Source organism: Streptomyces sp. CHD11, from assembly GCF_018638295.1.
Taxonomy (GTDB): domain Bacteria; phylum Actinomycetota; class Actinomycetes; order Streptomycetales; family Streptomycetaceae; genus Streptomyces.
This window is the reverse complement of record NZ_JABTTS010000001.1, coordinates 334883-356974: the sequence shown is the minus strand read 5'-3', so window position 1 is coordinate 356974 and position 22092 is coordinate 334883. Positions and strand designations below refer to the sequence as shown.

Annotated in this window: 19 protein-coding genes and 1 pseudogene; 11 read left to right on the top strand and 9 right to left on the bottom strand. The window is 74.5% G+C overall.

All coding sequences use genetic code 11. The features are described from left to right. The first annotated feature begins 112 nt into the window (after positions 1–112). Together HTV45_RS01410 and HTV45_RS01405 are read left to right on the top strand one after the other, a co-directional pair. Positions 113–2140: a DUF1996 domain-containing protein gene (locus HTV45_RS01410; RefSeq protein ID WP_215203767.1), complete on the top strand. Its 2028-nt coding sequence runs from the start codon at positions 113–115 to the stop codon at positions 2138–2140. A gap of 398 nt (positions 2141–2538) precedes the next feature. Beyond that, the gene (locus HTV45_RS01405) at positions 2539–2730 is read left to right on the top strand and encodes a hypothetical protein (RefSeq protein ID WP_215203685.1); all 192 of its coding nucleotides are present in this window, start codon (positions 2539–2541) and stop codon (positions 2728–2730) included. 88 nt (positions 2731–2818) lie between these two features. Here HTV45_RS01405 and HTV45_RS01400 read toward each other — a convergent pair whose 3' ends face one another. Beyond that, positions 2819–5392: a SpoIIE family protein phosphatase gene (locus HTV45_RS01400; protein WP_215203684.1), complete on the bottom strand. Its 2574-nt coding sequence runs from the start codon at positions 5390–5392 to the stop codon at positions 2819–2821. Between the two features lie 153 nt (positions 5393–5545). On the opposite strand from HTV45_RS01400, the gene HTV45_RS01395 reads away from it, so the two are divergent. Then, on the top strand, positions 5546–6124 hold the full coding sequence (locus HTV45_RS01395; protein WP_215203683.1) for a hypothetical protein: 579 nt from the start codon (positions 5546–5548) through the stop codon (positions 6122–6124). A gap of 28 nt (positions 6125–6152) precedes the next feature. Here HTV45_RS01395 and HTV45_RS01390 read toward each other — a convergent pair whose 3' ends face one another. Further along, positions 6153–6818: a GAF and ANTAR domain-containing protein gene (locus HTV45_RS01390; protein WP_215203682.1), complete on the bottom strand. Its 666-nt coding sequence runs from the start codon at positions 6816–6818 to the stop codon at positions 6153–6155. Between the two features lie 272 nt (positions 6819–7090). On the opposite strand from HTV45_RS01390, the pseudogene HTV45_RS01385 reads away from it, so the two are divergent. The 6 genes and pseudogenes from HTV45_RS01385 to HTV45_RS01355 form a co-directional block, all read left to right on the top strand. Then, positions 7091–7765 (top strand): annotated as a pseudogene (locus HTV45_RS01385) (restriction endonuclease); the annotation flags it as partial. Between the two features lie 488 nt (positions 7766–8253). Beyond that, a complete protein-coding gene (locus HTV45_RS01375; protein WP_215203681.1) occupies positions 8254–9126 on the top strand; it encodes an oxygenase MpaB family protein in 873 nt (290 codons plus the stop codon). Between the two features lie 95 nt (positions 9127–9221). Continuing rightward, on the top strand, positions 9222–9728 hold the full coding sequence (locus HTV45_RS01370) for an SRPBCC family protein (protein ID WP_215203680.1): 507 nt from the start codon (positions 9222–9224) through the stop codon (positions 9726–9728). Beyond that, entirely contained in the window at positions 9721–11352 is a 1632-nt protein-coding gene (locus tag HTV45_RS01365) for an NAD(P)/FAD-dependent oxidoreductase (protein ID WP_215203679.1), read from the top strand. The genes HTV45_RS01370 and HTV45_RS01365 overlap by 8 nt, the downstream gene beginning before the upstream one ends. Positions 11353–11466: 114 nt before the next feature. Next, positions 11467–11925, top strand: coding sequence for a hypothetical protein (locus tag HTV45_RS01360; RefSeq protein WP_215203678.1), 459 nt, complete (start codon positions 11467–11469; stop codon positions 11923–11925). Next, positions 11922–12803, top strand: coding sequence for an SDR family oxidoreductase (locus HTV45_RS01355; RefSeq protein ID WP_215203677.1), 882 nt, complete (start codon positions 11922–11924; stop codon positions 12801–12803). The genes HTV45_RS01360 and HTV45_RS01355 overlap by 4 nt, the downstream gene beginning before the upstream one ends. A 362-nt stretch (positions 12804–13165) precedes the next feature. Here HTV45_RS01355 and HTV45_RS01350 read toward each other — a convergent pair whose 3' ends face one another. The 6 genes from HTV45_RS01350 to HTV45_RS01325 form a co-directional block, all read right to left on the bottom strand. Beyond that, positions 13166–13555, bottom strand: a complete 390-nt coding sequence (locus HTV45_RS01350) for an STAS domain-containing protein (protein ID WP_215203676.1) — start codon at positions 13553–13555, stop codon at positions 13166–13168. A gap of 2 nt (positions 13556–13557) precedes the next feature. Continuing rightward, the gene (locus tag HTV45_RS01345) at positions 13558–14640 is read right to left on the bottom strand and encodes a B12-binding domain-containing protein (protein ID WP_215203675.1); all 1083 of its coding nucleotides are present in this window, start codon (positions 14638–14640) and stop codon (positions 13558–13560) included. Further along, positions 14637–16277, bottom strand: coding sequence for a PP2C family protein-serine/threonine phosphatase (locus HTV45_RS01340; RefSeq protein ID WP_308308996.1), 1641 nt, complete (start codon positions 16275–16277; stop codon positions 14637–14639). Before HTV45_RS01340 ends, HTV45_RS01345 begins: the two co-directional genes overlap by 4 nt. 242 nt (positions 16278–16519) lie before the next feature. After that, the gene (locus tag HTV45_RS01335) at positions 16520–17203 is read right to left on the bottom strand and encodes an adenosylcobinamide amidohydrolase (RefSeq protein ID WP_215203674.1); all 684 of its coding nucleotides are present in this window, start codon (positions 17201–17203) and stop codon (positions 16520–16522) included. Positions 17204–17278: 75 nt separating this feature from the next. Beyond that, the gene (locus HTV45_RS01330) at positions 17279–17704 is read right to left on the bottom strand and encodes an ATP-binding protein (RefSeq protein WP_215203673.1); all 426 of its coding nucleotides are present in this window, start codon (positions 17702–17704) and stop codon (positions 17279–17281) included. 82 nt (positions 17705–17786) lie between these two features. Then, a complete protein-coding gene (locus HTV45_RS01325) occupies positions 17787–17936 on the bottom strand; it encodes a hypothetical protein (protein ID WP_215203672.1) in 150 nt (49 codons plus the stop codon). Between the two features lie 820 nt (positions 17937–18756). Here HTV45_RS01325 and HTV45_RS01320 point away from each other — a divergent pair. Beyond that, positions 18757–19185, top strand: a complete 429-nt coding sequence (locus HTV45_RS01320) for a hypothetical protein (RefSeq protein ID WP_215203671.1) — start codon at positions 18757–18759, stop codon at positions 19183–19185. A 241-nt stretch (positions 19186–19426) separates the two neighbouring features. Beyond that, positions 19427–21067 carry a phosphoglucomutase (alpha-D-glucose-1,6-bisphosphate-dependent) gene (gene pgm, locus HTV45_RS01315; RefSeq protein WP_215203670.1) on the top strand — a complete coding sequence of 547 codons (1641 nt, stop codon included), beginning with the start codon at positions 19427–19429 and terminating at the stop codon, positions 21065–21067. 56 nt (positions 21068–21123) lie between these two features. Here the strand turns inward: pgm and HTV45_RS01310 are convergent, their stop codons facing one another. After that, positions 21124–21639, bottom strand: coding sequence for a hypothetical protein (locus HTV45_RS01310; protein ID WP_215203669.1), 516 nt, complete (start codon positions 21637–21639; stop codon positions 21124–21126). Between the last annotated feature and the right edge of the window lie 453 nt (positions 21640–22092).

Below are 22092 nucleotides of genomic sequence, written 5' to 3'. Positions count from 1 at the left end.
CCCCCCGTGACAGACGCGTAGGAGTATTACCTTGGCACGCAACACACGCAGACGCCCGAAACAGCGCGCGACGCTCGCCGCCTTCGCCCTGATCCTGGGCGGAGGCGGGATGATGGCGGCCAACGTCTACGCTTCCGCGACGGAAGAGGGCGGGACCGGCGACGCGCAGGTCCTCTCGGGCGCCACGATCGACTGCCCGGACGTGGCCACCGCCACCCAGCTGGCCTCGGTGCCCGAAGAGGCGCGGCCGGAGGTGGACAAGGAACTCGCCTCCCTGGACGCGCAGATCGCCGATGCCTACAAGCGGCTCGGGGAATCCGCCGACGCCCTGAAGCAGGACCCGGCCTTCGCGGAGAACGCGATCGCGGGTCCGCTCGAGGAGAAGCGCTCCGCGGCCCTCGCCCGTATCGCGACCGCGATCGACCGGGTGGGCGACCGGCCCGAGGGCCTCGAGGAACTCGCCGGCTGCGCCGTGCGCGAGTCCGGCAACGCCCCCGCGCAGCCGGACGCCGGGCAGGACGGCGAAGGCGGGGAAGACGGGGGCGAACAGGCGGGTGACGGAGGCGACGGCCAGCAGGAGCCGGGTCAGGAAGAGCAGGACCAGGGGCAGCAGGACCAGGGCGGGAACGGTGGCCAGGCCGGCAACGGGCCCGTGGCCGGCGACTACGTCGACATCGAGAGCGTCCAGCCCAACGTCTCCGCGCCGCGGCAGACCGGCAACGCCTCCCGCGGTACCTTCACCAGCGAGTGCGGCGTCAACGAGAACGGCCTGTTCAACTCGGACAACGTGATCGCCGCCCCGGGTGTCGGCAACGGCGCCCACCACTTCCACGACTACATCGGCAACCAGGCCACCAACGCCTTCTCCAGCGACGACGACCTGGCGGCGGCGGAGACCAGCTGCGAGGACCAGGGCGACAAGTCGTCGTACTACTGGCCGGTGCTGCGCCTGCAGAACGGGGTCGAGGAGCAGGACGCCAACTCCCCGGGCGGCGGTATCGAGGGCAACGTCGGTGAGATCGTCACGCCCAAGGAGGTCACGCTGACCTTCGTGGGCAACCCGCAGGGCGAGGTCACCGCCATGCCGCGGCTGCTGCGCATCATCACCGGTGACGCCAAGTCGTTCGTCAACGGCCCCGGCAACGCCAACGCGTCCTGGAGCTGCACCGGTTTCGAGGACCGCCAGCTGACGGACAAGTACCCGCTGTGCCCGCAGGGCAGTGACGTGGTACGCACGTTCGACTTCCAGAGCTGCTGGGACGGCCGCAACATCGACAGCGCCAACCACCGTACGCACATGGCGTTCATGGACGCCGCGGGCAACTGCCCGTCCGGCTTCGAGCCCGTGCCGCAGCTGGTGCAGCGCATCGTCTACGACGTCGACGCGCCGAGCCTGGAAGACGGCGGGAAGACCACACCGCTGTTCGCGGTGGACTCCTTCCCGGAGCAGCTGCACAAGCCGATCACGGACCACGGCGACTTCATCAACGTCTTCGACGAGGACCTGATGAACGAGGTGGTCGACTGCATCAACGAGGGTCGCACCTGCGGCGCCGGTGACGGCGGCAACGACAACGGTGACGGCGGCAACGGCGGCGGCAACGGCGGCGATCAGGGCGAGGAGCCCCAGCAGCCGGAGGAGCCCACGGCCTCTCCCGACGACCCCGGCCAGGGTGACGGCGGTGACCAGGGCAACGGCGGCGACCAGGACAACGGCGGCGGCGACAAGCCCGGCAACGGCGGCGACCAGGACAACGGCGGCGGCGACAAGCCCGGCAACGGCGGCGACCAGGACAACGGCGGCCAGGAGCAGCCCACGCAGAACCCGGACGACCCGGCGACCGAGGAGCCCGCGGACGGCGGCGCCACCGCACAGCCCGGTGTCAAGGCCTCGCTCCCGGCCCAGGACGGCGACGCCGGTGCCGCGGACCAGGGCGGCAAGGACGACGGCGGCCAGGCGGCCCAGGCCGCCCAGGTGCCCGGCAGCCTTCCCGAGCTCGGGACCGAGGACCGCACCGGGGCACAGGCGCAGGGCGGCAGCCTGGCCGAGACCGGGGGGCAGCTCTGGCCGGCCGCGCTCGGCGGAGTGCTGGTGATCTTCGGATTCTTCGTCCTGCGGAGCGTGCGGCGCAGCGCCTGATCCCTCGCGGCACACCTTCGCGGCGGCAGGGCCCCTCGCGGGCCCTGCCGCCTCGTTCTCGTCGGGGTAGCTTCCGCCGGCCGAGCGGCCGGCGGCCTGCGGAGTCACCAGGGCCACCAGCCAGGACACGATCACGACGGCGGAAGCGCCGGGTGCGCCACTCGCCCAGCCCCGCCGCAGTGCACCCGCCCGCCGTCGCGTCGCCGCATCCGGCGCGTCGCGTCCGGAAGACATGGGCGCGTTCTCCTCTCCCCGGCCGAGCCGTTCTCGGCCCCGGCCCAGGCCCCGGCGTGCGTGACGCGCGATGTCCCCCTCAGTCACCGGTGTGTGACACTGCATGGGGAGGCCGCGGTGCTGCCCGAGGGGGAGCACCGGACGGCCGGTCGAGGGAGGCCGCGGTGGAGCAGGGGACGGTACGCACACGCGAGGACGCGGACGGGGCGGAGGCCACCGCGCGACACGCCCGCTTCGGACGTCTTCCGGAGCCGGTACGGGTGGAGGACATGGTGGAGGAGCGGCCGGCCACGTCCCCGGATCCTGCCCGGCACGCCTACGACTCGGACGAGTGGCTGGTGCGCTACTGCCTCTGACCCGGCTGCCGGCGTGGTCGCGGCTGGTGGTGACGCCGTTCCCGCGGCGGTCGTACTGGCCGTGAGACCCCCGGCGCTCCGCCCGGCCTCACCGGCCGCTCTCCCGGTCGTACGCGGTCAGCAGCAGGGCCACGTCGTCCGGGCGGTCCTCGGTCCGGCGGGCCGACCGGACGAGCTGGTCGGCGAGTTCCTCGACGGAGTCCGTGCGGCTGCGGGCAAGAAGGAGACGCACCTCCTCGATGCCGGCCTCGATGTCACCGCCGGGCGTCTCCACGAGCCCGTCGGTGTACAGCGCGAGCACACTGCCGGGGGCCAGGGTCAGCACCGTGACCGGATAGTCGGCCTCCGGTTGCACGCCCAGCATGACGCCACCGGGCAGGTCCAGGCTCTCGGTGTGCCCGTCCGGATGACGCAGCAGGGGCGGCGGATGGCCCGCCCGGACCGCCAGGGCGCGGCCGGTGGCCGGCTCCAGCTCGATGTAGCAACAGGTGGCGAAGACGTCCGTCTCCAGTTCGGCCAGCAGTTGGTTGGTGTGGGTGATGACCTCCTGCGGCGGCCGCCCGCTGGAGGCGAAGGCGTGCACCGCGCTGCGCAGCTGCCCCATGACGGCGGCGGCGCCCACGCTGTGCCCCTCGACGTCACCGATGACCAGGGCCACTCCGCGCCCCGTCCGGATCACGTCGTACCAGTCGCCGCCGATGGCCATGCCCTGCGTCCCCGGCAGGTAGCGGCCGGCGGCGCGCAGCCGGTCGATGTCGGGGAGCCGGTGCGGCAGCAGGCCTTCCTGCAGCCCCCGTGCCACGGCGGACTCGGCGTCGTAGAGCCGGGCCCGCTCCATGGCCTGTGCGGCCAGCCCGCCCAGCGCGGTCAGCGCGCTGCGCTCCTCCGGGGTGAACCGGTGGTGCGAGTCCCAGCCGAGGATGCAGGAGCCGACCGGATGGCCGGAGGCGATCAGCGGCAGGAACGCCCAGGCGCTCTTCGTGTCCAGGGCGATCCCGGGATAGGCGGTCACCAGTTCTTGTGACGACTCGAAGAACAGCGGGAGGCGGGTGGTCAGCGCGTGCACGCCGGGCAGGTTCGCGTCGAGCGGCACGCCTTCGAACGGGTCGAGGAAATGCTGCGGGTAGCCGGACTCCCACAACAGGTACATCCGCCCGTCACGGATCGTGTACAGGGCGATCTCCTGGGCGCCGAACCCGGGCAGCAACTGCTCGGCGACGGCCCGGCACACGTCCCTGACGGTGACCGCCTCGGTCAGCACGCTGGCCATCTGCACCACGTGGTAGAGCGCCCCCACGCGCGCCGGCGCGACGAGCTCCGACGGCGCTCCGGTGCCCCCGCTGACCGGCGACAGGGCCCGGCCCCGTTCCGCCCCGGCGGGGGCGTCGGTGTGGAAGACCCGGCCGGTCAGACCGTGCACACCGGGATAGAGGACAAATCCCAGCCAGGCCCCGTCCGGGGCGTGCACCAGGTACGACACCGGCTCCTGCGTCAGCATCGCCGCCCGGTAGCGGTCCTCGTAGGCCGGATCGTCCAGCCAGGGCAGTACATCCCACGGGTGATGTCCCAGCAGGCGTTCCAGGCCGCACCCCAGCAGATTTTGGCAGGGGTGATTGGCGTAGACGACCCGGCCGTCCTGGTCGAGGGAGAACAGCCCGTCGGGCAGCCGTTCCGCGGCCTCCGCCGCGGTCGCCCCGCCGGCCGCGTCGACCAGGGCGCCCACCAGGATCCGGGCGGCGCCCTCCACGCGTACGACGTGGCCCCAGAGCTCCACCGGCCGGTACCGGTTCCGGCCCTCGTCGTCCGGCTCGTCCAGCACCCTGAAGTGGCGTGCTCTGACCTGCCCGGTGTCCTCGGCCTCCCGGCGGCTCGCCCTGAGCTCGTACAGATCCTCGGGGCTGACCCGGTCCTCGACCTCCGCCATGGTGCCGCCGAACTCCGCACGGGCGATGCCCAGCAGGGACAGCGCGTCGTCGTCCCCCGACCACCGGTCGCTGTCCAGGTCCCACTCGAGGATGCCGACCTCGACGGCGCGCGCCGGGGGAGTGGGCAGCCGTACGTTCACCGGCTGGTCGTCGTAGTCGATGCCGTAGGCCATGGCTTCCGAGCCCTCCCGGCCGGGCATCCGGCGGGCGAACTCGGTGAGGCGTTCCTCCAGGTCCCGTCCGGCCGCCCGCATCGCCGCCCGCACCCGCCGCTCGTCCGCCGGCTCCCGGGTGGCGGAACGCAGCACGGCCAGCACGCCCACGTCCTCGCCGCCGACCCGCACGGGGTGGTAGGCGTGAGCGAACGAGTAGGGCAGGGCGGCGGTGAACTGGGGGAAGCGCAGCATCGTCGCACGCTCGTCCGGCAGCCAGAGATCCTCGCCGCGGCGGTACACCTCGCACGGCGGCAGCGCGCCGCCCACGGGGACCCGCCACCACGGCTTCAGCAGCGACCGCGGGACGCCGGATACCACGCAGAGCACCAGCGAGCGCCGGTCGCGCGAGCGCAGATACACCAGGCCGCCGTAGCCGCCGACGTCCTGGACCGCCGCCACCACCGGACCGGCGAGCGTGTCCTCGATGCGGTGCTCCGGGTGCGCGGTCCCGATGTCCTCCGCGTCCCGGCCATGCCCTCCCGCCGGCCGTTCCCCGTGCGGTACGGCGGCTGCATCATCCATGTCGCGCCCTCCCGGTGCGGACGCACGGGACATCCGCTCGGTTGCTACCCACCAGGATGTGCCATGCCCGGCCGTTGGGCGACCGGCCGCAACCATCGGGGCATCCCGGTCGTCTCACCCGATATCAGCAGGATGCGAGCCCAGGGGGCCAAAATGCTTCAACCGAGAACAATCTGTGTGACGTTCGCGCTCGCGGGCGCGATGCTGGCCACGGCGGCGGTCCCGGCGTCGGCGGCCCAGGCGGCTCCCGCCCGGGCCGCGGCCTGCCCCACCGGCTGGGGCAGCGTCGCCAAGTCCGACACCGACAGCACGCTCACGCCGGTACGCGACATCAGGACCGGCCGGCACGACTGCTTCGACCGGATGGTCGTCGACCTGCCGGGCGCCACGGCCGAGGGTCTCGGCTACTCCGTCCGCTATGTCGACCGTCTGTACCAGGACGGATCGGGCCGGTACCTTCCCGTCGCCGGCGGCGCCGTCCTCGAGGTGAGGGTGGCCGCGCCCGCCTACACACCCGAGACGGGCGAGGCCACCTACCCCGCACGGGCCGGCCGGCCCCTGCCCGGCGTGAACCTCACCGGGTACCGCACCTTCGAGGACACCCGGTTCGCCGGCAGCTTCGAGGGCGTCACCCAGGTCGGCCTCGGGGTGCGCGCCCGGCTGCCCTTCCGGGTCCTCGAGCTCCCCGGCCGACTCGTCATCGACGTCGCCCACACCTGGAGCGGCGGCTGACCGGCCCCGTACGGCCCCGGTCCCGGGCTCACTTCCCCGCGGTACCGGTCTCGCAGACCTGGCGCGCCACTTCACGCAGCTTGGTGTTGGTGCGCTGGGACCGTGTGCGCAGGATGCCGAAGGCCTGGTCCTCCGTGACGTGATGCCGCCCCATCAGGATGCCCATCGCCTCCCCGATCAGATGCCGGGTGGCGATGGCCTCCTGCAACTGCGCGTCGCTCACGGCGGTGGAGAAGGCCACCGCCGCGTGCGATGCCAGCAGCCAGCCGGCCGTCTCGCTGTCCTCGGTGAACACCCCGGGCTTGCGGGAGTACATGTTGAGCGCCCCCAGCTCCTCCTCCCGCGTGTACAGCAGGAACCCCATCATGCTGCCCACCCCGAGCTCCCGGCAGCGGGGTACGAACCGCGGCCAGCGCTCCGGCTCCTCGGTGAAGTCGGGGATGCGGAAGACCCGCTCGGTCCGGTCCGGCCGGGCCGCGTCGAAGCATGGTCCCTCCCGCAGGTGGCCCTGGAGGTGGTCGCTGTCGGACACCAGCTGTTCGGTGGGGGCCAGTGAACTCACCCGGCCGTCCCGCAGCACCAGGATTCCGGAGGCGTCGCAGCCGTCGACGAGGGCCACCGCGGAGCGCGTGATCTGCTCCAGGGTCGACTCGAGGGTGTGCTCGGCCAGAAGGTCACGGGCCATTGATGCCATCTGCTGCGCGAATCCCCGCCAGTCCACCCGTCCGCCTCTCTGGTCGCCGTCCGCCGGCGCACACTTCGCCTCTACCCCGCCCGCATATGCCGCACGCCGGTGAACGGAGCCATCCCGGGCAGACGGGCTACGTGATCTTCGGCGGGCCCCGCACCACATGCCGGGGCCCGCCGTGCCGGCCGCCAGAGAAGGGAACCACCACGGTGACCAAGCCCTCCAGCCGTACGCGCCCGCTGCCCCGCGGGCGGCGTTTCGACCTGCGCGCGACGGCCATGTTCTTCGGTCTCCTCGCCATCACCCTGGTCACGGGCGGTTTCGCCGTGCGCGCGCTGGCCGGAGCCGTGGAACGGCGCCCGGTGTGGGCCGCGATCCTGCTCTGCGTGGCCGTCGCGGCCGTGCTGGCCCACCGGCGCAGACGACGGCTGTCCGCCGCGCGGATCGCCCGCCGGACGGGCCTGGCACTGCACCGGGCGACCGAGACCGCACTCGACGCCCTGGACGCGCCGGAGCCGGCACCCTCGTCCGCTCCGGCCGTGCCCGCGCCCCGCGCCGAGGACCCGCGGCCCGCGTACGACGACTTCGAGGCCCTCAGCCCCGAGGAGTTCGAGGAGGCGACCGCGGCGCTGTGCGTGCGCGACGGCTGCTCGCAGGTGGAGGTGGTCGGCGGCGCCGGCGACCTCGGGGCCGATGTGGTGGCGCTGGCCCCCGACGGCCGGCGCCTCGTCATCCAGTGCAAACGCTACGGCGACGACAACAAGGTCGGCTCGCAGGACCTCCAGCGATTCGGGGGCACCTGCTACACCGTCCACGAGGCGGACGTGGCCCTCGTCGTCACCACCAGCGAGTTCACGGCCCCGGCCGAGGAGTACGCCGCGCGGTGCGGCATCGTCTGCGTCCCGCGCGACGCCCTGCTCGCCTGGAACGACGGCCGGGTGCCCGCCCCGTGGGAGACGCCCAGCGCCGCCCCGGAGACGCCCAGCGCCGGGCCGGAGACGCCCAGCGCCGCCCCGGAGGCGCACGGCCCGTGGGCCGGCGACCCCTGGCCAGGACCCATTGTCAGTGGCGGATGCCACGCTGCCGGTATGGACGAGCTGGAGTTCATGCGCGGCCGGGTCTACGGGGCGGACCACGACGACCCGGGCCCGCGCGCGGGACGGACGTACGTGGAGCTGGCCGGCGGGCCGCTGGACGGTCTGCTGCTGGATGTCACCGGCCGCGGCGAGGCGGAACTGAGGGACGGCGTCCGCCTGCCCACCGAGATAGGCCGCTACGGCACGGGCGGACGCTCGGTCTACCTGCCCCGGGGCGCCGGCGGCCGGGTGTACGACTGGTGGGGCGATGTTCCCTGAGCGGTGTGCACCCCGAGGGGACCGGGGCAGGGGCAGTACATGGGGCGTCCGCGGCCGTCGTGGGCGCGAGAAGGGCGGAGCGAGCGATGGGACTGCTGACGGAAGGCGGCGCCGGGGTACGCGACCGGATCGGTCACGCGATCTTCTCCAGGGTGGCCGGGCCGGACGGCGCGGCCAACCGCGCGCGCATCCACGACACCCCCGGGCCGCGCTGGTTCGGCCCCGAGCGGCCGGTCAGAAGGGTGCACGGGGACGCCTCGATGTTCATCGGCGGCCTGTCGGCCCTGCTGCTCCAGTCGCTCCACCCCCTCGCCATGTCCGCCGTCGCCGCACACTCCGGATTCCGCGGGGATCCCTGGGGACGCCTCCAGCGGACCAGCACCTTCCTCGCTGTCACCACCTACGGCACCGCCGACAGCGCCCAGCGCGCCGTCGACCGGGTACGTGCCGTCCACGAGACGGTGCGCGGCACCACCGCGGAGGGGGAGGAGTACCGAGCCGCCGACCCACGCCTGCTGGGCTGGGTGCACGTCGCGGAGGTCGACAGCTTCCTGCGCGCCCACCAGCGCTACGGCGCCCGCCCCCTGGACGAGGAGGGCTGCGACGCGTACGTCGCGGACATGGCGCGCATCGCCACCGCGCTCGGCATACCCGACCCACCGGTCGACCGGGCCGGCCTCGACGAGCGGCTGGCCGCCTACCGTCCGGACCTGCGCGCCACCCCCGAGGCACGCGCCACCGCCCGTTTCCTGCTGCTCGACCCACCCGTCCCGCTGCTCGCCCGGCTGCCCTACGGCGTCCTCGCCGCCAACGCCGTGTCCCTCCTGCCCGGCTGGGCCTCCAGGGCACTCTGGCTGCCGCGCGTGCCCCCGGCCGAGAGCGTGTGCGTGCGCCCGCTCGGCACCGCCGTCACCGCGGGCATCCGGTGGGCCATGGCACCGGTCCGCGGCGCCGGCTGACCCGGGCCGGGCCCTCTTCGCGAGGCCGCGGGTTGAGACCGGCCGGAGGGGGCACTCAGTGCTGGCTGGTGCCGGTCCGGACACGGGAGGTCGAAGTGGCGATTCGTCATCGTCTGATCAGGGTGGATCCGCGGTCCGTGTGGGCCGTGCTCGAGGACGGCACACGCTACGCCGACTGGGTCGTGGGAACGTCGGCGTCCGAGCCGGTGCGCGGGCACTGGCCGCAGGTCGGCTCCGCCATCGGGTACGAGGTACGTTTCGGACCGGTCTGCCTGCGCAACGAGACCGTCGTCCGTCGCTGCGTACCCGGCGAGGTCCTGGAACTCGAGGCCGAGGCGGGACCGCTCGGTACGGCGCGGATCGCCATCGAGGTGCACACCTGGGGGGACCACACCCTGGTCAAGGTGGACGAGCATCCTCTGCGCGGCGCCGGAGGCTTCCTGCACAACGTGGCCGTGGAGGCACTCATCCAGATCCGCCACCGCGCCATGCTCGCCCGGCTGGCGGAACTCTGCGAGACCGATGCCGAGGAGGAGGAGCGACGCCGCCCCATGGGCCAGGTCGTCGCCTCGCGGTCCGACGCGGGAGGCGCCCGTGCCTGACGCCGTGGTGATCGGGGCCGGACCCAACGGACTGGTCGCGGCGAACCTGCTCGCCGACGCGGGCTGGAGTGTGGAGGTACTGGAGGAGCAGCCGGAGCCCGGTGGCGCCGTCCGCCACGACCGGGGCGCCGACCCCGACTTCGTCAGCGACGTCTGCAGCTCCTTCTATCCGCTCGCCGCCGCCTCCCCGGTCGTCTCCGGACTGCGGCTGGAACGTCACGGGCTGCGCTGGAGCCACGCCCCGCACGTCGTCGCGCATCCGCTCACCGACGGCCGGTGCGCGGTGCTCGACCGCCGGGTCGATGTCACCGCGGAGTCGCTGGACTCCTTCGCGCCTGGCGACGGCGCGGCCTGGCGCCGGCTGCACGCCGTGTGGGAGACCCTGCGGCCCGACCTCCTGGACGCCCTGTTCACTCCCTTCCCGCCCGTCCGTTCCGGGGCCCGGCTGGCCGTGCGGCTGCGCGGCACCGGAGGACTGCGCATGGCGCGCACCCTGGTCCTGCCGGTGCGCCGGATGGCCGAGGAGGAGTTCCGGGGCGAGGGAGGCGGGCTGCTGCTGGCCGGCAACGCGCTCCACGCCGATCTGGCACCGGAGGCGGCGGGCAGCGGCGGCTACGGCTGGCTGATGTCGATGCTCGGACAGACGTACGGCTTTCCCGTGCCGGCCGGCGGCGCCGGAGCCCTCACCGGCGCCCTGGTACGCCGTCTGGAGACGCGCGGCGGAGTGCTGCGCTGCGGGCAGCGCGTCGATCAGGTGGTCGTGCGCGACGGCCGGGCCACCGGGGTGCGCACGGCCGGCGGCGAGACGGTCGCCGCGGACCGCGCCGTCCTCGCCGACGTGTCGGTGCCCGCCCTGTACGGCGAACTCGTCGCCCCCGAGCACCTGCCCGCGCAGCTCCTGGCCGACCTGCGGCGCTTCCAGTGGGACTTCGCCACCTTCAAGGTCGACTGGGCGCTCGACGGCCCGGTCCCCTGGACATGCGAGCAGGCCGTGGGCGCGGGCACGGTCCACCTCGCGGACGGACTCGGCGAGCTCACCCGCTTCGCCGCCCAGCTCGCCGCCGGCAGCGTCCCGGACCGGCCCTTCTCCCTGTTCGGGCAGATGACGACCTCCGACGCGTCCCGCTCCCCCCGGGGGACCGAGTCCGCGTGGGCCTACACCCACGTGCCGCACGACATCACGGACGACGCGGGGGAGGAGTCCCTCACGGGCGCCTGGGACGCCAGGGAGCAGGAGATCATGGCCGACCGGGTCGAGCGTCAGGTGGAGCGCTTCGCGCCGGGCTTCCGCGGCAGGATCCGGGCCCGGCGCATCCTCGCTCCCCCCACGCTCCAGTCCCTCGACCGGAACCTGCACGGCGGCGCCATCAATGGTGGTACCGCGGCCCTGCACCAGCAGCTGTTCTTCCGCCCGGCCCCCGGCACCGGGCGTCCCGAGACCCCTGTCAAGGGCCTGTACCTGGCCTCCGCCGGCGCCCATCCGGGCGGCGGCGTGCACGGCGCGCCGGGTGCCAACGCCGCCCGCTCCGCCCTGCGCCGGCGTCTGGCGCCCGCGCTGACCGGGGCGCAGCGGCTGCTGGCGCACCGCGACCGCACGGGCCGCAGACAGCCGGACACGGGCTGACGGTCCGGCTGTCTGCGGCCCCCCCCCCCCCCCCCCCCCCCCCCCCCCCGGCCGGGGCCCCGGCCCCGGCCCCGAGGTGCGGGTACACCATCGACGACAGGCGGAGGCGAGACGATGAGCGGACACGAGGACGGTCCCGACCGTGCCCACCGGCGCCCCGAGGGCGTCAGCGACGCGACGGTGGAGGCGCTCGGGGCGCTGTCGAAGGCCCTGGAGACCACCGAGCGCGCCCGGGGGCATCTCTACAGCTTCCATCAGCTCACCGGCACCGCCGATCTCGAACTGGACCGGGCGGTCGAACTGCTGCGGAAGGCCGGGCATGAGGACTGGGCCGAGACGGTGCGCACCCAGATACTGGGGCGCAACGTCATCCCGGGCCACTGGACGTTCCAGATCGTCGAGGCCTACGACACCACGTACCACCAGCCGTTCCGGGAGATCGAGCGAGCGGCCGTCGACGAGCTCGCCGACGGCCGCGACCACCTCTACGAGGCCGAGATGAAGGAGGCCCGCCGCACCGCCGGTCATCCCGACCACACGGCCCGCCCCGATACCGGGGGAGACGGCCGGTGAGCGGCGCCCCGCTGCGCGGCCGCACCGTGGTGGTGACGGGCGCCGCGCGGGGGATCGGCGCCGCTCTGGCCCGCGACCTGGCCCGGCGCGGTGCCCGGATCGCGCTGCTCGGCCACGAGAAGGCCGGACTGGAGGAGGTGGCGGCCGGGCTGCCCACGGTGGCACTGGCGTGCGAGACCGATATCACCGACGAGGCCGCGCTGGACGAGGCCGCCGGTCTGGTCAGATCCCGCCTCGGCACACCGTCCGCCGTCGTGGCCAACGCCGGGATCGCGGAGGGCGGCCCGTTCGCCACCTCCGACCCGGCGCTGTGGCGCCGCGTGATCGACGTCAACCTGACCGGGAGCGCGGCCACGGCCCGTGCTTTTCTGCCGGACCTGCTGGCGACGAAGGGCTACTACCTCCAGGTCGCCTCGCTGGCCTCGATCGGCGCCGCTCCGATGATGAGCGCCTACTGCGCCTCCAAGGCGGGCGTGGAGTCCTTCGCCCACGCGCTGGGCGCAGAGGTGGCGCACCGCGGTGTCGCCGTCGGCATCGGCTACCTCGGCTGGACCGACACCGACATGATCCGCGACGCCGACCGTCACGCCGTACTGCGGGAACTGCGCCGGCGCATGCCCCCGCCCGCCCGGCGGCTGCACCCGGTGGACGAGGTGGCCGCCCGGCTCGCGACGGCCGTGGAACACCGCAGCAGGGCCGTCTATGTGCCGCGCGGCCTGCGGCTGGTCCAGGTGGCCCGTATCGCGGTGCCCTCGGTGGTCCTGCGCGCGACCCGTCTGCGCATGCCCGGCCTGGAGGCGGGGGACCCGCTGCGCCACACCGGTCTTCTGGGCGCCGGCGGCACAGCGGACAGGGCCGCGGTCCGCTCCCGCCGGTGACCCGGCAGCCCGACCGGTACCGGGGAAGTGGGTCCGGCGGAGGGCAGGGACCGGTACCGCCCGGCGCGGGCGAGGCGGATGGCCCATCGAGGGGGTCGGAGCGCGGCCGCGCAGGGAGGCGTGCCGTGCCGCAGGAGACGGACGCAGCGACCGGTTTCGTCCGGTGCCGGGCGAGGCGGGGGCCGACCGAAGGAGACGGAGAGCGGTCGCAGGGGTGACGGGAGACGCCGGCCCGGGGGCGGTACGCCGCCGTGCGCACGCCAGGCCTGACCGGACCGGCTTCCCGGCCGTCGGCCACCGCCGCGGCGCGGGGGAGTGCGTGCAGAGGGCCGGCCGGCCCCACCGGTGAGCCGCGCCCTGGGTCAGTCGCCGTACGCGCTGTGCACGAGGCCGGCGCCGGGGCGCTCCGGCGCCGCCTCGGCCGTCTCCGCGGCCGTGAGATGGCCGAGGACATTGGTCCGGCGCAGCAGACGTTCGAGGGCCACGGGCCGGTTGTCCAGGTGCAGCGCCGCGCCCGCGGCACCGGTGTGACGGCGGATCATGAGCAGTTCGGCCAGCCCCAGCCGGTCGATGCCCTCCAGCGCGCGGAAGTCCAGCCGCACGGTCCGCGGCGGCTCGGGCCCGGTGAGCCGCGCCACCACGACAGCGGTCAGTTCCGCGCCCGCGGCCTCGTCGAGGTCACCGCACACGCGCACCGTCAGCGTGACCGTCTCCCGGTCGGGCGCGGGACGAACCCGGGAGTCGCGGGCCATGCTCATACCGCCGTGCCGGGAACGGCGACGGCGTCCGCCCCGTCCTTCAGAGCGGCCGCGCCCTCGCGGACGAGACGCAGGGCCCGGGGGAAGTCGTGCAGCCGCTCACCCAGGATGTCGAGTCCCATGGCCAGGGAGTGCACCGGGACGCCGCGTGCCGTGAGCACCTCGGAGGTCCACCGGAGGAATGCGGTGAACACCTCGGCGTCGTCCAGGTACAGGGCGGTGGTCAGGAAGTCGATGATGTGCACCAGGTCCTCGGCGGTCCGCTCCCGCTGCGCGTCGCTGTAACCGCGCATCGCCGGGAACCGGCTCTCCAGGTCCACCAGCACCTGCTTGACCAGGCGGCTGCGGGACCGGACGACCATGGTGTACTCCTGGTCGGCCAGGTGCGGCAGGTCGTCGACCGCGTCGCGGAACGCCATGGGCCGGGACAGACCGGCCTCCAGCGCGGCGGCCGCTCCCCGCGCGTCCGGGGCCCACGCGTCGGCGCCCAGGGCCCGTGCGTACCGGCCGTCCGCACCGAAGGCCCTGCCGCCCGCCACCACCGGCACGCCGACCGCCTGACAGGCCGTGATCGCCGCGTGCGCGGCCGGCAGATGTGTGGAGATCGATCCGGAGAGCAGGACGGCGTCGGAGTTGGTGCGGTGCTGATGGGCGACGAGATGGGGGGTCGGCGTCTGGGCGCCCAGATAGTCCACCTGCCAGCCGCGCAGCCGCAGCACCTCGGCGACGAGCCGGGCCGGGAAGGCGTGCCACTCGCCGTCGACGCAGCTGACCGTCACCCGCCCGCGGTACGGGGCGCCGGACCTGTCCACCGGCCGGCGGTGGACGAGGACGGCGATCACCCGCTCGTTGATGGCCGTGGCCGCGTGCTCCTGCGCCACGGTGATCCGGTCGGCGGCCCACTCCACGCCGATCTTCTCCTGCACCGCCGCGACGACGTCGAGCAGCAGGGACTCCTCGTTCCAGCCGGCGTCGAGGCCGGCCTGCACCGCGTCGACGGCCTCGTACTCGCCGCCCTCGATCACCGCGTGCCAGAGCCGCTCCCGCAGCTCCTGCGCCGACCAGCGGGTCCCGCTCACGGAGTCCTCCTCGGATGTTCGTTCCCGGTGCTGTCCACCCCCACCGGCGGGCCCGTGCGCGGCGCGCTGATGGCGAGGGTGGCCATGTCGTCGTGGCTGCCGGAGCCCAGCCACTGCGCGGCCAGCATCTGCACCCGCTCCACGACGGCTTCCCCCGGCATCCCGGCGCACTCCTCCAGGGCCAGCCGCAGCCGGTGCTCCCCGAACAGCTCGTCGCCCAGGGGCCCGCCCCGGGCCTCGGTGATGCCGTCCGTGTAGAGCAGGCAGGTCTCGCCGGGAGCGAGCCACTCCTCGGCCGTCCGTACCGTGACCGAGGACAGCGCTCCGACCAGGGTGCCGTGGGTGGCCGCCTCCTCGACGCGCCCGTCGGTGCGGACGATGAGCGGAGGCATGTGTCCCGCACTGGTCAGCCGGAGCCGGACCCGGCCGTCGTCCTCGCGTCCGACGCAGGCCAGCACCAGGGTGGCGAAGCGCGTGTGGTGCGACGTGAGCAGGGCTCCGTTGAGGAGATTGAGGACCTGCTCGTGATCGGACGCCAGGGGCAGCAGCGCGTGCAGGGTGTTGCGGATCTTCCCGGTGAGGACCGCCGCGTCGAGCCCCTTGCCGGCCACGTCGCCGAGGACGACGAACGTCTCCTGTGCGGGGCCCGCCCCGGGATGGACGTCGTAGAAGTCACCACCGATCCGCTCGTGGTCACTGGCGGCGCGGTAGCGCCCCGCGTAGTCCACCCCGTGCAGGCTCTCCAGTGTCGGCGGCAGCAGTTCCCGCATGAGCGTGGCCGTGATCGCGCTCTGCTCGCTGTAGAGGCGCGCGGCCGACAGGGCGGAGCCCGCGCGTGCGGCGAAGATCCGGGCGAACGCCTCCTCGTCCGGGGTGAACGCCTGCACGGTGCTGGAACGGAGCAGGATCAGCGCGCCGGCGGACACCCCGTGACCGGGGAGCGGCGTGACCATGACGGAGCCGACCGCTCCGCCGAAGCCCGCCGGTACGACCCAGCCGGGAAGGGACCCGGGGTCGATCCAGCGCGCCGGTACCGGCGGGAACCCCTGGAGGGCCTCGGCCAGTCCCGGTACGTCGCGGGGATCCATCTGCTGCGTGGTGTGCTCGGCGGCCCCGCCGCGCAGGGCGTGGGTCACGGGGTAGCGGCGCCCGACGGGCGGCAGGACGAGCAGCGCCGCGTCGGCCAGGTACTCGGCCGCCATCTGCGCGGCCACCTCGGCGCAGCGCGGCACGTTCAGCGACGACAGCAGGGTGCTGGAGACCATGGCGCGGATCGCCGCCTGCTCACGGGCATCGCGCAGGGAGGCCTCGGCCTCGCGACGGCCGGTGGTGTCCACCAGCCACCAGACGGTGCCCCCGTCCGTGACCGGGCCGGGGTGCGCCTCGAAGAACCGGCCGGCGATCTCCCCGGAGGCCAGGGGGGCGTCCGCCCGGACGCCGGCCGCTTCGGTGAGGCTCCGGTGCGCTTGCGCCAGCCAGGACGGTATCCCGTCCGCTCGCGTCCCTCCCCCGCCGCGGTCGTCCTCCAGCACCTGCCGGGCGGACGGGTTCAGATCCACGACCGTGCCGCTCTCGTCAAGGAGCAGGACCGGGTGGGGGGCATCCCTCCAAGACGGACCGTCACGGAGGTCCGCGATGTGCGGATGGGCGGATGAGCCGGGGGAAGGAATCACAGGCGCAGGCACGCTTCGTGCGCACCCCACCACCTCTCTGCCGGGAAAGTCGGTTCATCTGCCACGGTCCCCCATCCGTCACCGCGAAAGCAACCGACCCAGGTGTCGGCGTGCTCACCGGCGCCCGGGTACCCCGCAAACGGCCTCTCAGTCCCGGCTCCTCCCGCCCCCGTGCCGACCCGCGTCCGCGGACCCGACGGGCGGCCTCAGGGCGCCGTCACGGCCGTCAGCACGGCGCGGTGGACGGCGCGGGCCAGTCGCGCACCCCACAGGGAACGGGGTCCGGCGAAGGCGTACGTCTCCTCGCCGGGGACAGGTGTGCCGGCCATCACGCACACCGCGTCGGTGGGAGTACCGGAACAGTCGTGACCGGCCTCCACGAGTGCCTGCACCTTCGCCTCCGTGACCGTGGCCACCGCGTTGACCAGGGCGGCGTCGCTCAGCGGCACCGGTACGGCGGCGACGATGTTGATCGTGCCCGGGGCCTGCGGCCCGTCCGGGCCCACGCCGGGTACGGCGGCCCAGCCGCGCACCTCGATGCCGGCCGTGACGAAGGCGTCCACGCCCTCGTCGTGCCCGTGGGCGTAGACCGAGACGTCCGCCGCCGTCATCAGCCCCGCCCCGGGGCCCTCGGCTCCGCAGCCGGCGGCGAGGCCGGCGAGATGCCGGTCGGGGTCGGTGCGCCGGTAGCCGTGGGAGACCTGCGCGTTGACGACCCAGGTCCGTTCGCCGATGCCCCCGCCGAGTACGGAGCTGCTGATCGTCCGGCGGCCGGGACCCATGGTCCAGAGCAGCGCGTGCAGCCGCTCGCCGTCCTCCTCACGGACCAGGAGCCGCGGGTGTGCGAGCGTGCGGGTGGTGGTGCGGGGCGGCGGGAGTACGGCGGTCACCGGACGGGGCTCCTTGTGGGATCGGACCGGCCGATCGTACGGCCGGACACCGGCCCCGTGCGCACGGGGCCCCGGTCAGTGCTGCCGCGGCCTCTCCGGCCCCGGCCCGCGGAAGCAGGCGGTGACGGTCTTGCCGTGGGGGCAGGGATGCGCCTCCCACGCGTCGGCCAGGGCGTCCACGAGGAACATGCCGCGCCCGCCGACCCGTTCGGTGCTCGGCCCCCGGGGTGCCGGAAGGGAGGCCGAGGTGTCGTGCACCGAGATGTGCAGGCACTGCTGATCCCACGTCATGATCAACTGAGCGGTGCTGTGGGCGTGCCGGTGAGCGTTGGTGACCAGCTCCGAGACGGTCAGCAGCACGGCGTCCACCGTCTCGGGATCGGTGGTGGTCCACCTGAGCGCGTCGAGGTGCCCGCGTGCCCAGTCCCGGGCCGCCTTCACCTCGCTGTCCAGTGGCAGTGAGCGTGCCCAGCCCACCGCACGGACCGACGATCCGGTCATGAGGGTCCTTCCTGGGTCGAACGGGAGCACGGCCCGGCTGCGGGCAGCCGGGCCGTGCGGAGGAGGGGCGCGGGTGCGGGGCTCAGCGCCGGCCTCCGCGCAGCTTGCCCAGCAGGCGCTGCGCCTGGGCCCGGCGACGCGGATCGGACGCCGCCCTGCGCACCTGCTCGGTCGTGCGCCGTCCCTGAGGGCTCCTGGTGAACTGCTTGATGCGCTGGATCATGCTCGGCATCGGTGCTCCTTTCCGGGTGTCCGCTCCGCCACTGCTGCACTCCGCCTACCCCGCCCGGACGAAGTCAGCCCTGCGGCCCGCCCGGCGACCGCACGTCATCCACGGTGGCTCGTCCCCCCGCTCTCCTGCCGACCGTCGTACAGGCGGCGGCCTCGACCACGCCGACCGGCTCGTCCCGCCCGGCCGCCCGGCCGCCCGCCGACCGACTGCCCGTCCGGCCGTGCGCCTGCCGCCGGGCTGTCGGTGCGTCCGACGGTCCGCCTGCCGACCGATCACCCCTGCGTCCGTCGGCCGCCCGCCGCCCGACTGGCCGTCCGTCCGTCCGCCCGCCGTCCAGCCGCCGCCCGCCCGCTGACCGTCCGCCCGCCGTCCAGCCGCCGCCCGCCCGCTGACCATCCGCCTGCCGCCTGCCGCCTGCCGCCTGCCGCCTGCCGCCTGTCATCCGCCGGACGCCCGCCCGTCCGCCGCCTGCGTCTGTCCGTCCGTACGTCCGCCCGACGGAGCGTGCCTTCGCCGGAGCGATTCGCCCCCCGGGCCACCGACCCGCTCCACCGGCCCCGCGGAGCAGGTGTGCCGGTGGCGACCGGCCGACCGTGAGGCGGTCAACGCGCCGCACACCGCCGCTGGTTCGGCCGGTACGGGACCCGTGCTGCTGCCCGCGCACGGTGCGTGCGCGGGCCATGTCGGCCATCTCCCCCTCGGGACGCCGCTGTTGGACCGAATGCCCGTCGGCTGAGTCCGGGTCCGGTCGCGGTGCCCGCGGGCCGGCACGGGGAACAGGTCCGTGTTTGGCGCGGGGAACAGCGGCAAGTCGGTGTCCATGAGTGAACAGAGCAAGAACGCGAACCAGAAGACCGCGACCGCCCGTTCCGCCGCCTCCAAGACCCAGGATGCCGCGGACAAGGCCACCGCTCCCGCCGGCCGGGCGGCGGACAAGGCCGCCGGCAAGGCGAGTGACGCCGCGTCGGCGACCGCGGCGGGTGCCGGACGCGCGGCCCAGGCGGCGAACGGCGCCGCACAGTCCGCGGCCAAGGGGGTCGAGGCGGGCCGCCGGGCCGTCGTCGCCACGTCGGGACAGGTCGCCGCCGGCGCCAAGACCGCCTGGACCGTCATCGCCAACCGCAGGCTGGTCGCCGCCGGAGCAGCGGCCGGCCTGACCGCGCTCACCGCCGCCTCCTATGCGGTGGGCCGCCGCGCGGAACGCCACACCCACGGTCCCCTCACCCGGATGACCGGCGGACGGATCTGACCCCACCGGCGAACCGGCCGCGGGAGGTGGTCGCGGCCCGGCGGGCGGTGCGGCCCACGGCGCGCACCCCGCTCGGTCGGTGGACGCGGCCGGACGGCGGACGCGACGCGGTGACGGTCCGGCTCGGGGACGACGGGACGGCCGAGAGGGCCGGCAGGCCGGGCGCACTCGCGCGCTACGGCCCCGAAGAGGAAAGATGTCTCCGCAAGCGAAGAATCAACCCCTGCGGAGGAGTGGGCACATGCAGCACGAGCGAGCGGGCGGCCCGGCCGGTCCCGAGGATCTCGTCGACGTCGCTCGGCTGGTCACGGCGTACTACGCACTGCACCCCGACCCCGGGGAACCGGGGCAGCGTGTCGCGTTCGGGACGTCGGGACACCGCGGCTCCTCCCTGGCGGCCGCGTTCAACGAGGACCACATCGCCGCGACCAGCCAGGCCATCTGCGAGTACCGTGCCGCACAGGGCACCGACGGACCGCTCTTCCTGGGCGCCGACACCCACGCGCTCTCCGAGCCCGCCCGGGTCACCGCCCTGGAGGTGTTCGCCGCGGCCGGGATCACGGTGCTCATCGACAGCGCCGACGGCTACACGCCGACCCCGGCGGTCTCGCACGCCGTCCTCGCCCACAACCGGGGCCGCACCACGGGCCTCGCGGACGGGGTCGTCGTCACCCCGTCGCACAACCCGCCCGCCGACGGCGGCTTCAAGTACAACCCGCCCAGCGGCGGACCGGCCGGTTCGGACGCGACCGGCTGGATCCAGGACCGGGCCAACGAGATCATCCTCGGCGGCCTCAAGGACGTCCGCCGCATCCCGTACGCCCGCGCCCTCGCCGCACCCGGGACCGGCCGGTACGACTTCCTCGGGACCTATGTCGCGGATCTGCCGGACGTGCTGGACCTGGACGCGATCCGGGCGGCCGGCGTACGGATCGGGGCCGACCCGCTGGGCGGGGCGTCCGTGGCCTACTGGAGCCGGATCGCCGAACAGCACCGCCTCGACCTCACGGTGGTCAACCCGCTCACCGACCCCACCTGGCGGTTCATGACGCTGGACTGGGACGGCAAGATCCGTATGGACTGCTCGTCGCCGCACGCCATGGCGTCCCTCATCGGCCGGCGTGACCGCTTCGACATCGCCACCGGCAACGACGCGGACGCCGACCGGCACGGCATCGTCACCCCGGACGCGGGGTTGATGAACCCCAACCACTATCTCGCCACGGCGATCGGCTACCTCTTCGCGCACCGTGAGCGGTGGCCGGCGGCCGCCGGGGTCGGCAAGACACTGGTGTCCTCGGCGATGATCGACCGGGTCGCCGCCGACCTGAAGCGCGAACTGGTCGAAGTACCGGTCGGGTTCAAGTGGTTCGTGGACGGACTGGCCGACGGCACCCTCGGCTTCGGCGGCGAGGAGTCGGCCGGGGCGTCCTTCCTGCGCCGGGACGGATCGGTGTGGACCACCGACAAGGACGGCGTCATCCTCGCGCTGCTCGCCTCCGAGATCACCGCGGTCACCGGGAAGACGCCCTCCGAGCACTACGCGGCGCTCACCACCCGCTTCGGCGAGCCCGCCTACGAGCGGATCGACGCCCCGGCCACCCGCGAGGAGAAGGCCCGGCTGGCGAAACTCTCCCCGGCCCAGGTCACCGCCGACACCCTTGCCGGAGAACCGGTCACCGGGGTGCTCACCGAGGCTCCGGGCAACGGCGCGGCCATCGGCGGAATCAAGGTGACCACGGAGAGTGCCTGGTTCGCCGCCCGGCCCTCCGGCACCGAGGACGTGTACAAGATCTACGCCGAGTCGTTCCAGGGGCCCGCTCACCTCCGCCGGGTGCAGGAGGAGGCCAAGTCCGTGGTCCTCGCGGCGCTGGGCGGCTGAGCCGCACCTCGTACGGCGATGTCCCGGTCACCCGGCGGAGGGTGACCGGGGGCGCGTCAGCCGGCCTGGACCGCCGGGCCGGAGGAGGACGGGGAAGTGAGTCCGGGCGCCCGGGACGTCGCCGCGGTGGGCAGGTCCGCCGGCGCCACCTCGGACTGCTGCAGCACGCCGTCGCCGCCCGGCCCCTCGACCGGAGTGCCCGCCCCGGTCGACAGGTGGGACCACGCGCCCAGCGCCAGCGCGATCGCGGCCGCCGTGCCCACCACGCGCCCCACACGGCGCACTCTGGCGCGGCGGTCCAGGTCCCGCCAGGAGGGGCCCTCCCAGGGATCGTCGGGCCGCCACAGATCGCCGACCGGGGCGGCGCTGCCCGCGTCCGTCCCCGGGGCAGGGGCGCGGGGACGGGGCGCCGGCCGGGTCGTCCGCTGCCGCGCGGAGGGCTCCCTGGGGGCGGTGGCCCGGATGGCGCGCTCCGTGTCGGTGAGGAACCGCTGCCAGACGTCCTCGGGCACGGACGGGGTGCCGTCGTGCTCGTCCGGCGATCCGCCGGCGTCCGGGCTCTGCGCGGTCACGTCCGTCGATTCCTCTCGTGTGCGGGAGCCCGCCACGGCCGCTCGGCCGACAGGCCGGGGTCCCGCCAGATCATTGCACAGCGCGAAAACGTCAGGACAGAGGGCCCGGCCGCCGTTCACCCGCGACGGTGCCGATCGAGCCGGTTCGGCCGGAACCGCCCCCGGCGCGTTTCCCGGTGCGGCGGCACCCCTGCGAGGTGACCCCCGGTCCCACGGCGCGCCTGTCACCCTGACGCCGGAGGAGGACGACTCGGGACGGGGCGAGGGTGGCGGGCATGCCGGACCGGACCGGGTGGGCGGGCATGCCGGACCGGGAGGCGAGCGCGGCGGATCCGGCGGACGAGCACGTGGTGGACGGCAGGGCGAGCGCGCGTTTGCCGGACCGGCAACACCGCTCGTTCCGCCGGGGCCGCCGGGGCCATGCTCGGCGGAGGCTCTCCGGCGCTCAGCGGG

Excerpts from the sequence above, each read along its gene's own strand:
- HTV45_RS01395 (WP_215203683.1), top strand. The coding sequence starts at position 5,546 with ATGCTTCAACCGAGAACAATCTGTGTGACGTTCGCGCTCGCGGGCGCG.
- pgm (WP_215203670.1), top strand. The coding sequence starts at position 19,427 with ATGCAGCACGAGCGAGCGGGCGGCCCGGCCGGTCCCGAGGATCTCGTC.
- HTV45_RS01330 (WP_215203673.1), bottom strand. The coding sequence starts at position 17,704 with ATGACCGGATCGTCGGTCCGTGCGGTGGGCTGGGCACGCTCACTGCCA.
- HTV45_RS01360 (WP_215203678.1), top strand. The coding sequence starts at position 11,467 with ATGAGCGGACACGAGGACGGTCCCGACCGTGCCCACCGGCGCCCCGAG.
- HTV45_RS01390 (WP_215203682.1), bottom strand. The coding sequence starts at position 6,818 with ATGGCATCAATGGCCCGTGACCTTCTGGCCGAGCACACCCTCGAGTCG.
- HTV45_RS01375 (WP_215203681.1), top strand. The coding sequence starts at position 8,254 with ATGGGACTGCTGACGGAAGGCGGCGCCGGGGTACGCGACCGGATCGGT.
- HTV45_RS01410 (WP_215203767.1), top strand. The coding sequence starts at position 113 with ATGGCGGCCAACGTCTACGCTTCCGCGACGGAAGAGGGCGGGACCGGC.
- HTV45_RS01320 (WP_215203671.1), top strand. The coding sequence starts at position 18,757 with ATGAGTGAACAGAGCAAGAACGCGAACCAGAAGACCGCGACCGCCCGT.
- HTV45_RS01400 (WP_215203684.1), bottom strand. The coding sequence starts at position 5,392 with ATGGATGATGCAGCCGCCGTACCGCACGGGGAACGGCCGGCGGGAGGG.
- HTV45_RS01350 (WP_215203676.1), bottom strand. The coding sequence starts at position 13,555 with ATGGCCCGCGACTCCCGGGTTCGTCCCGCGCCCGACCGGGAGACGGTC.
- HTV45_RS01325 (WP_215203672.1), bottom strand. The coding sequence starts at position 17,936 with ATGCCGAGCATGATCCAGCGCATCAAGCAGTTCACCAGGAGCCCTCAG.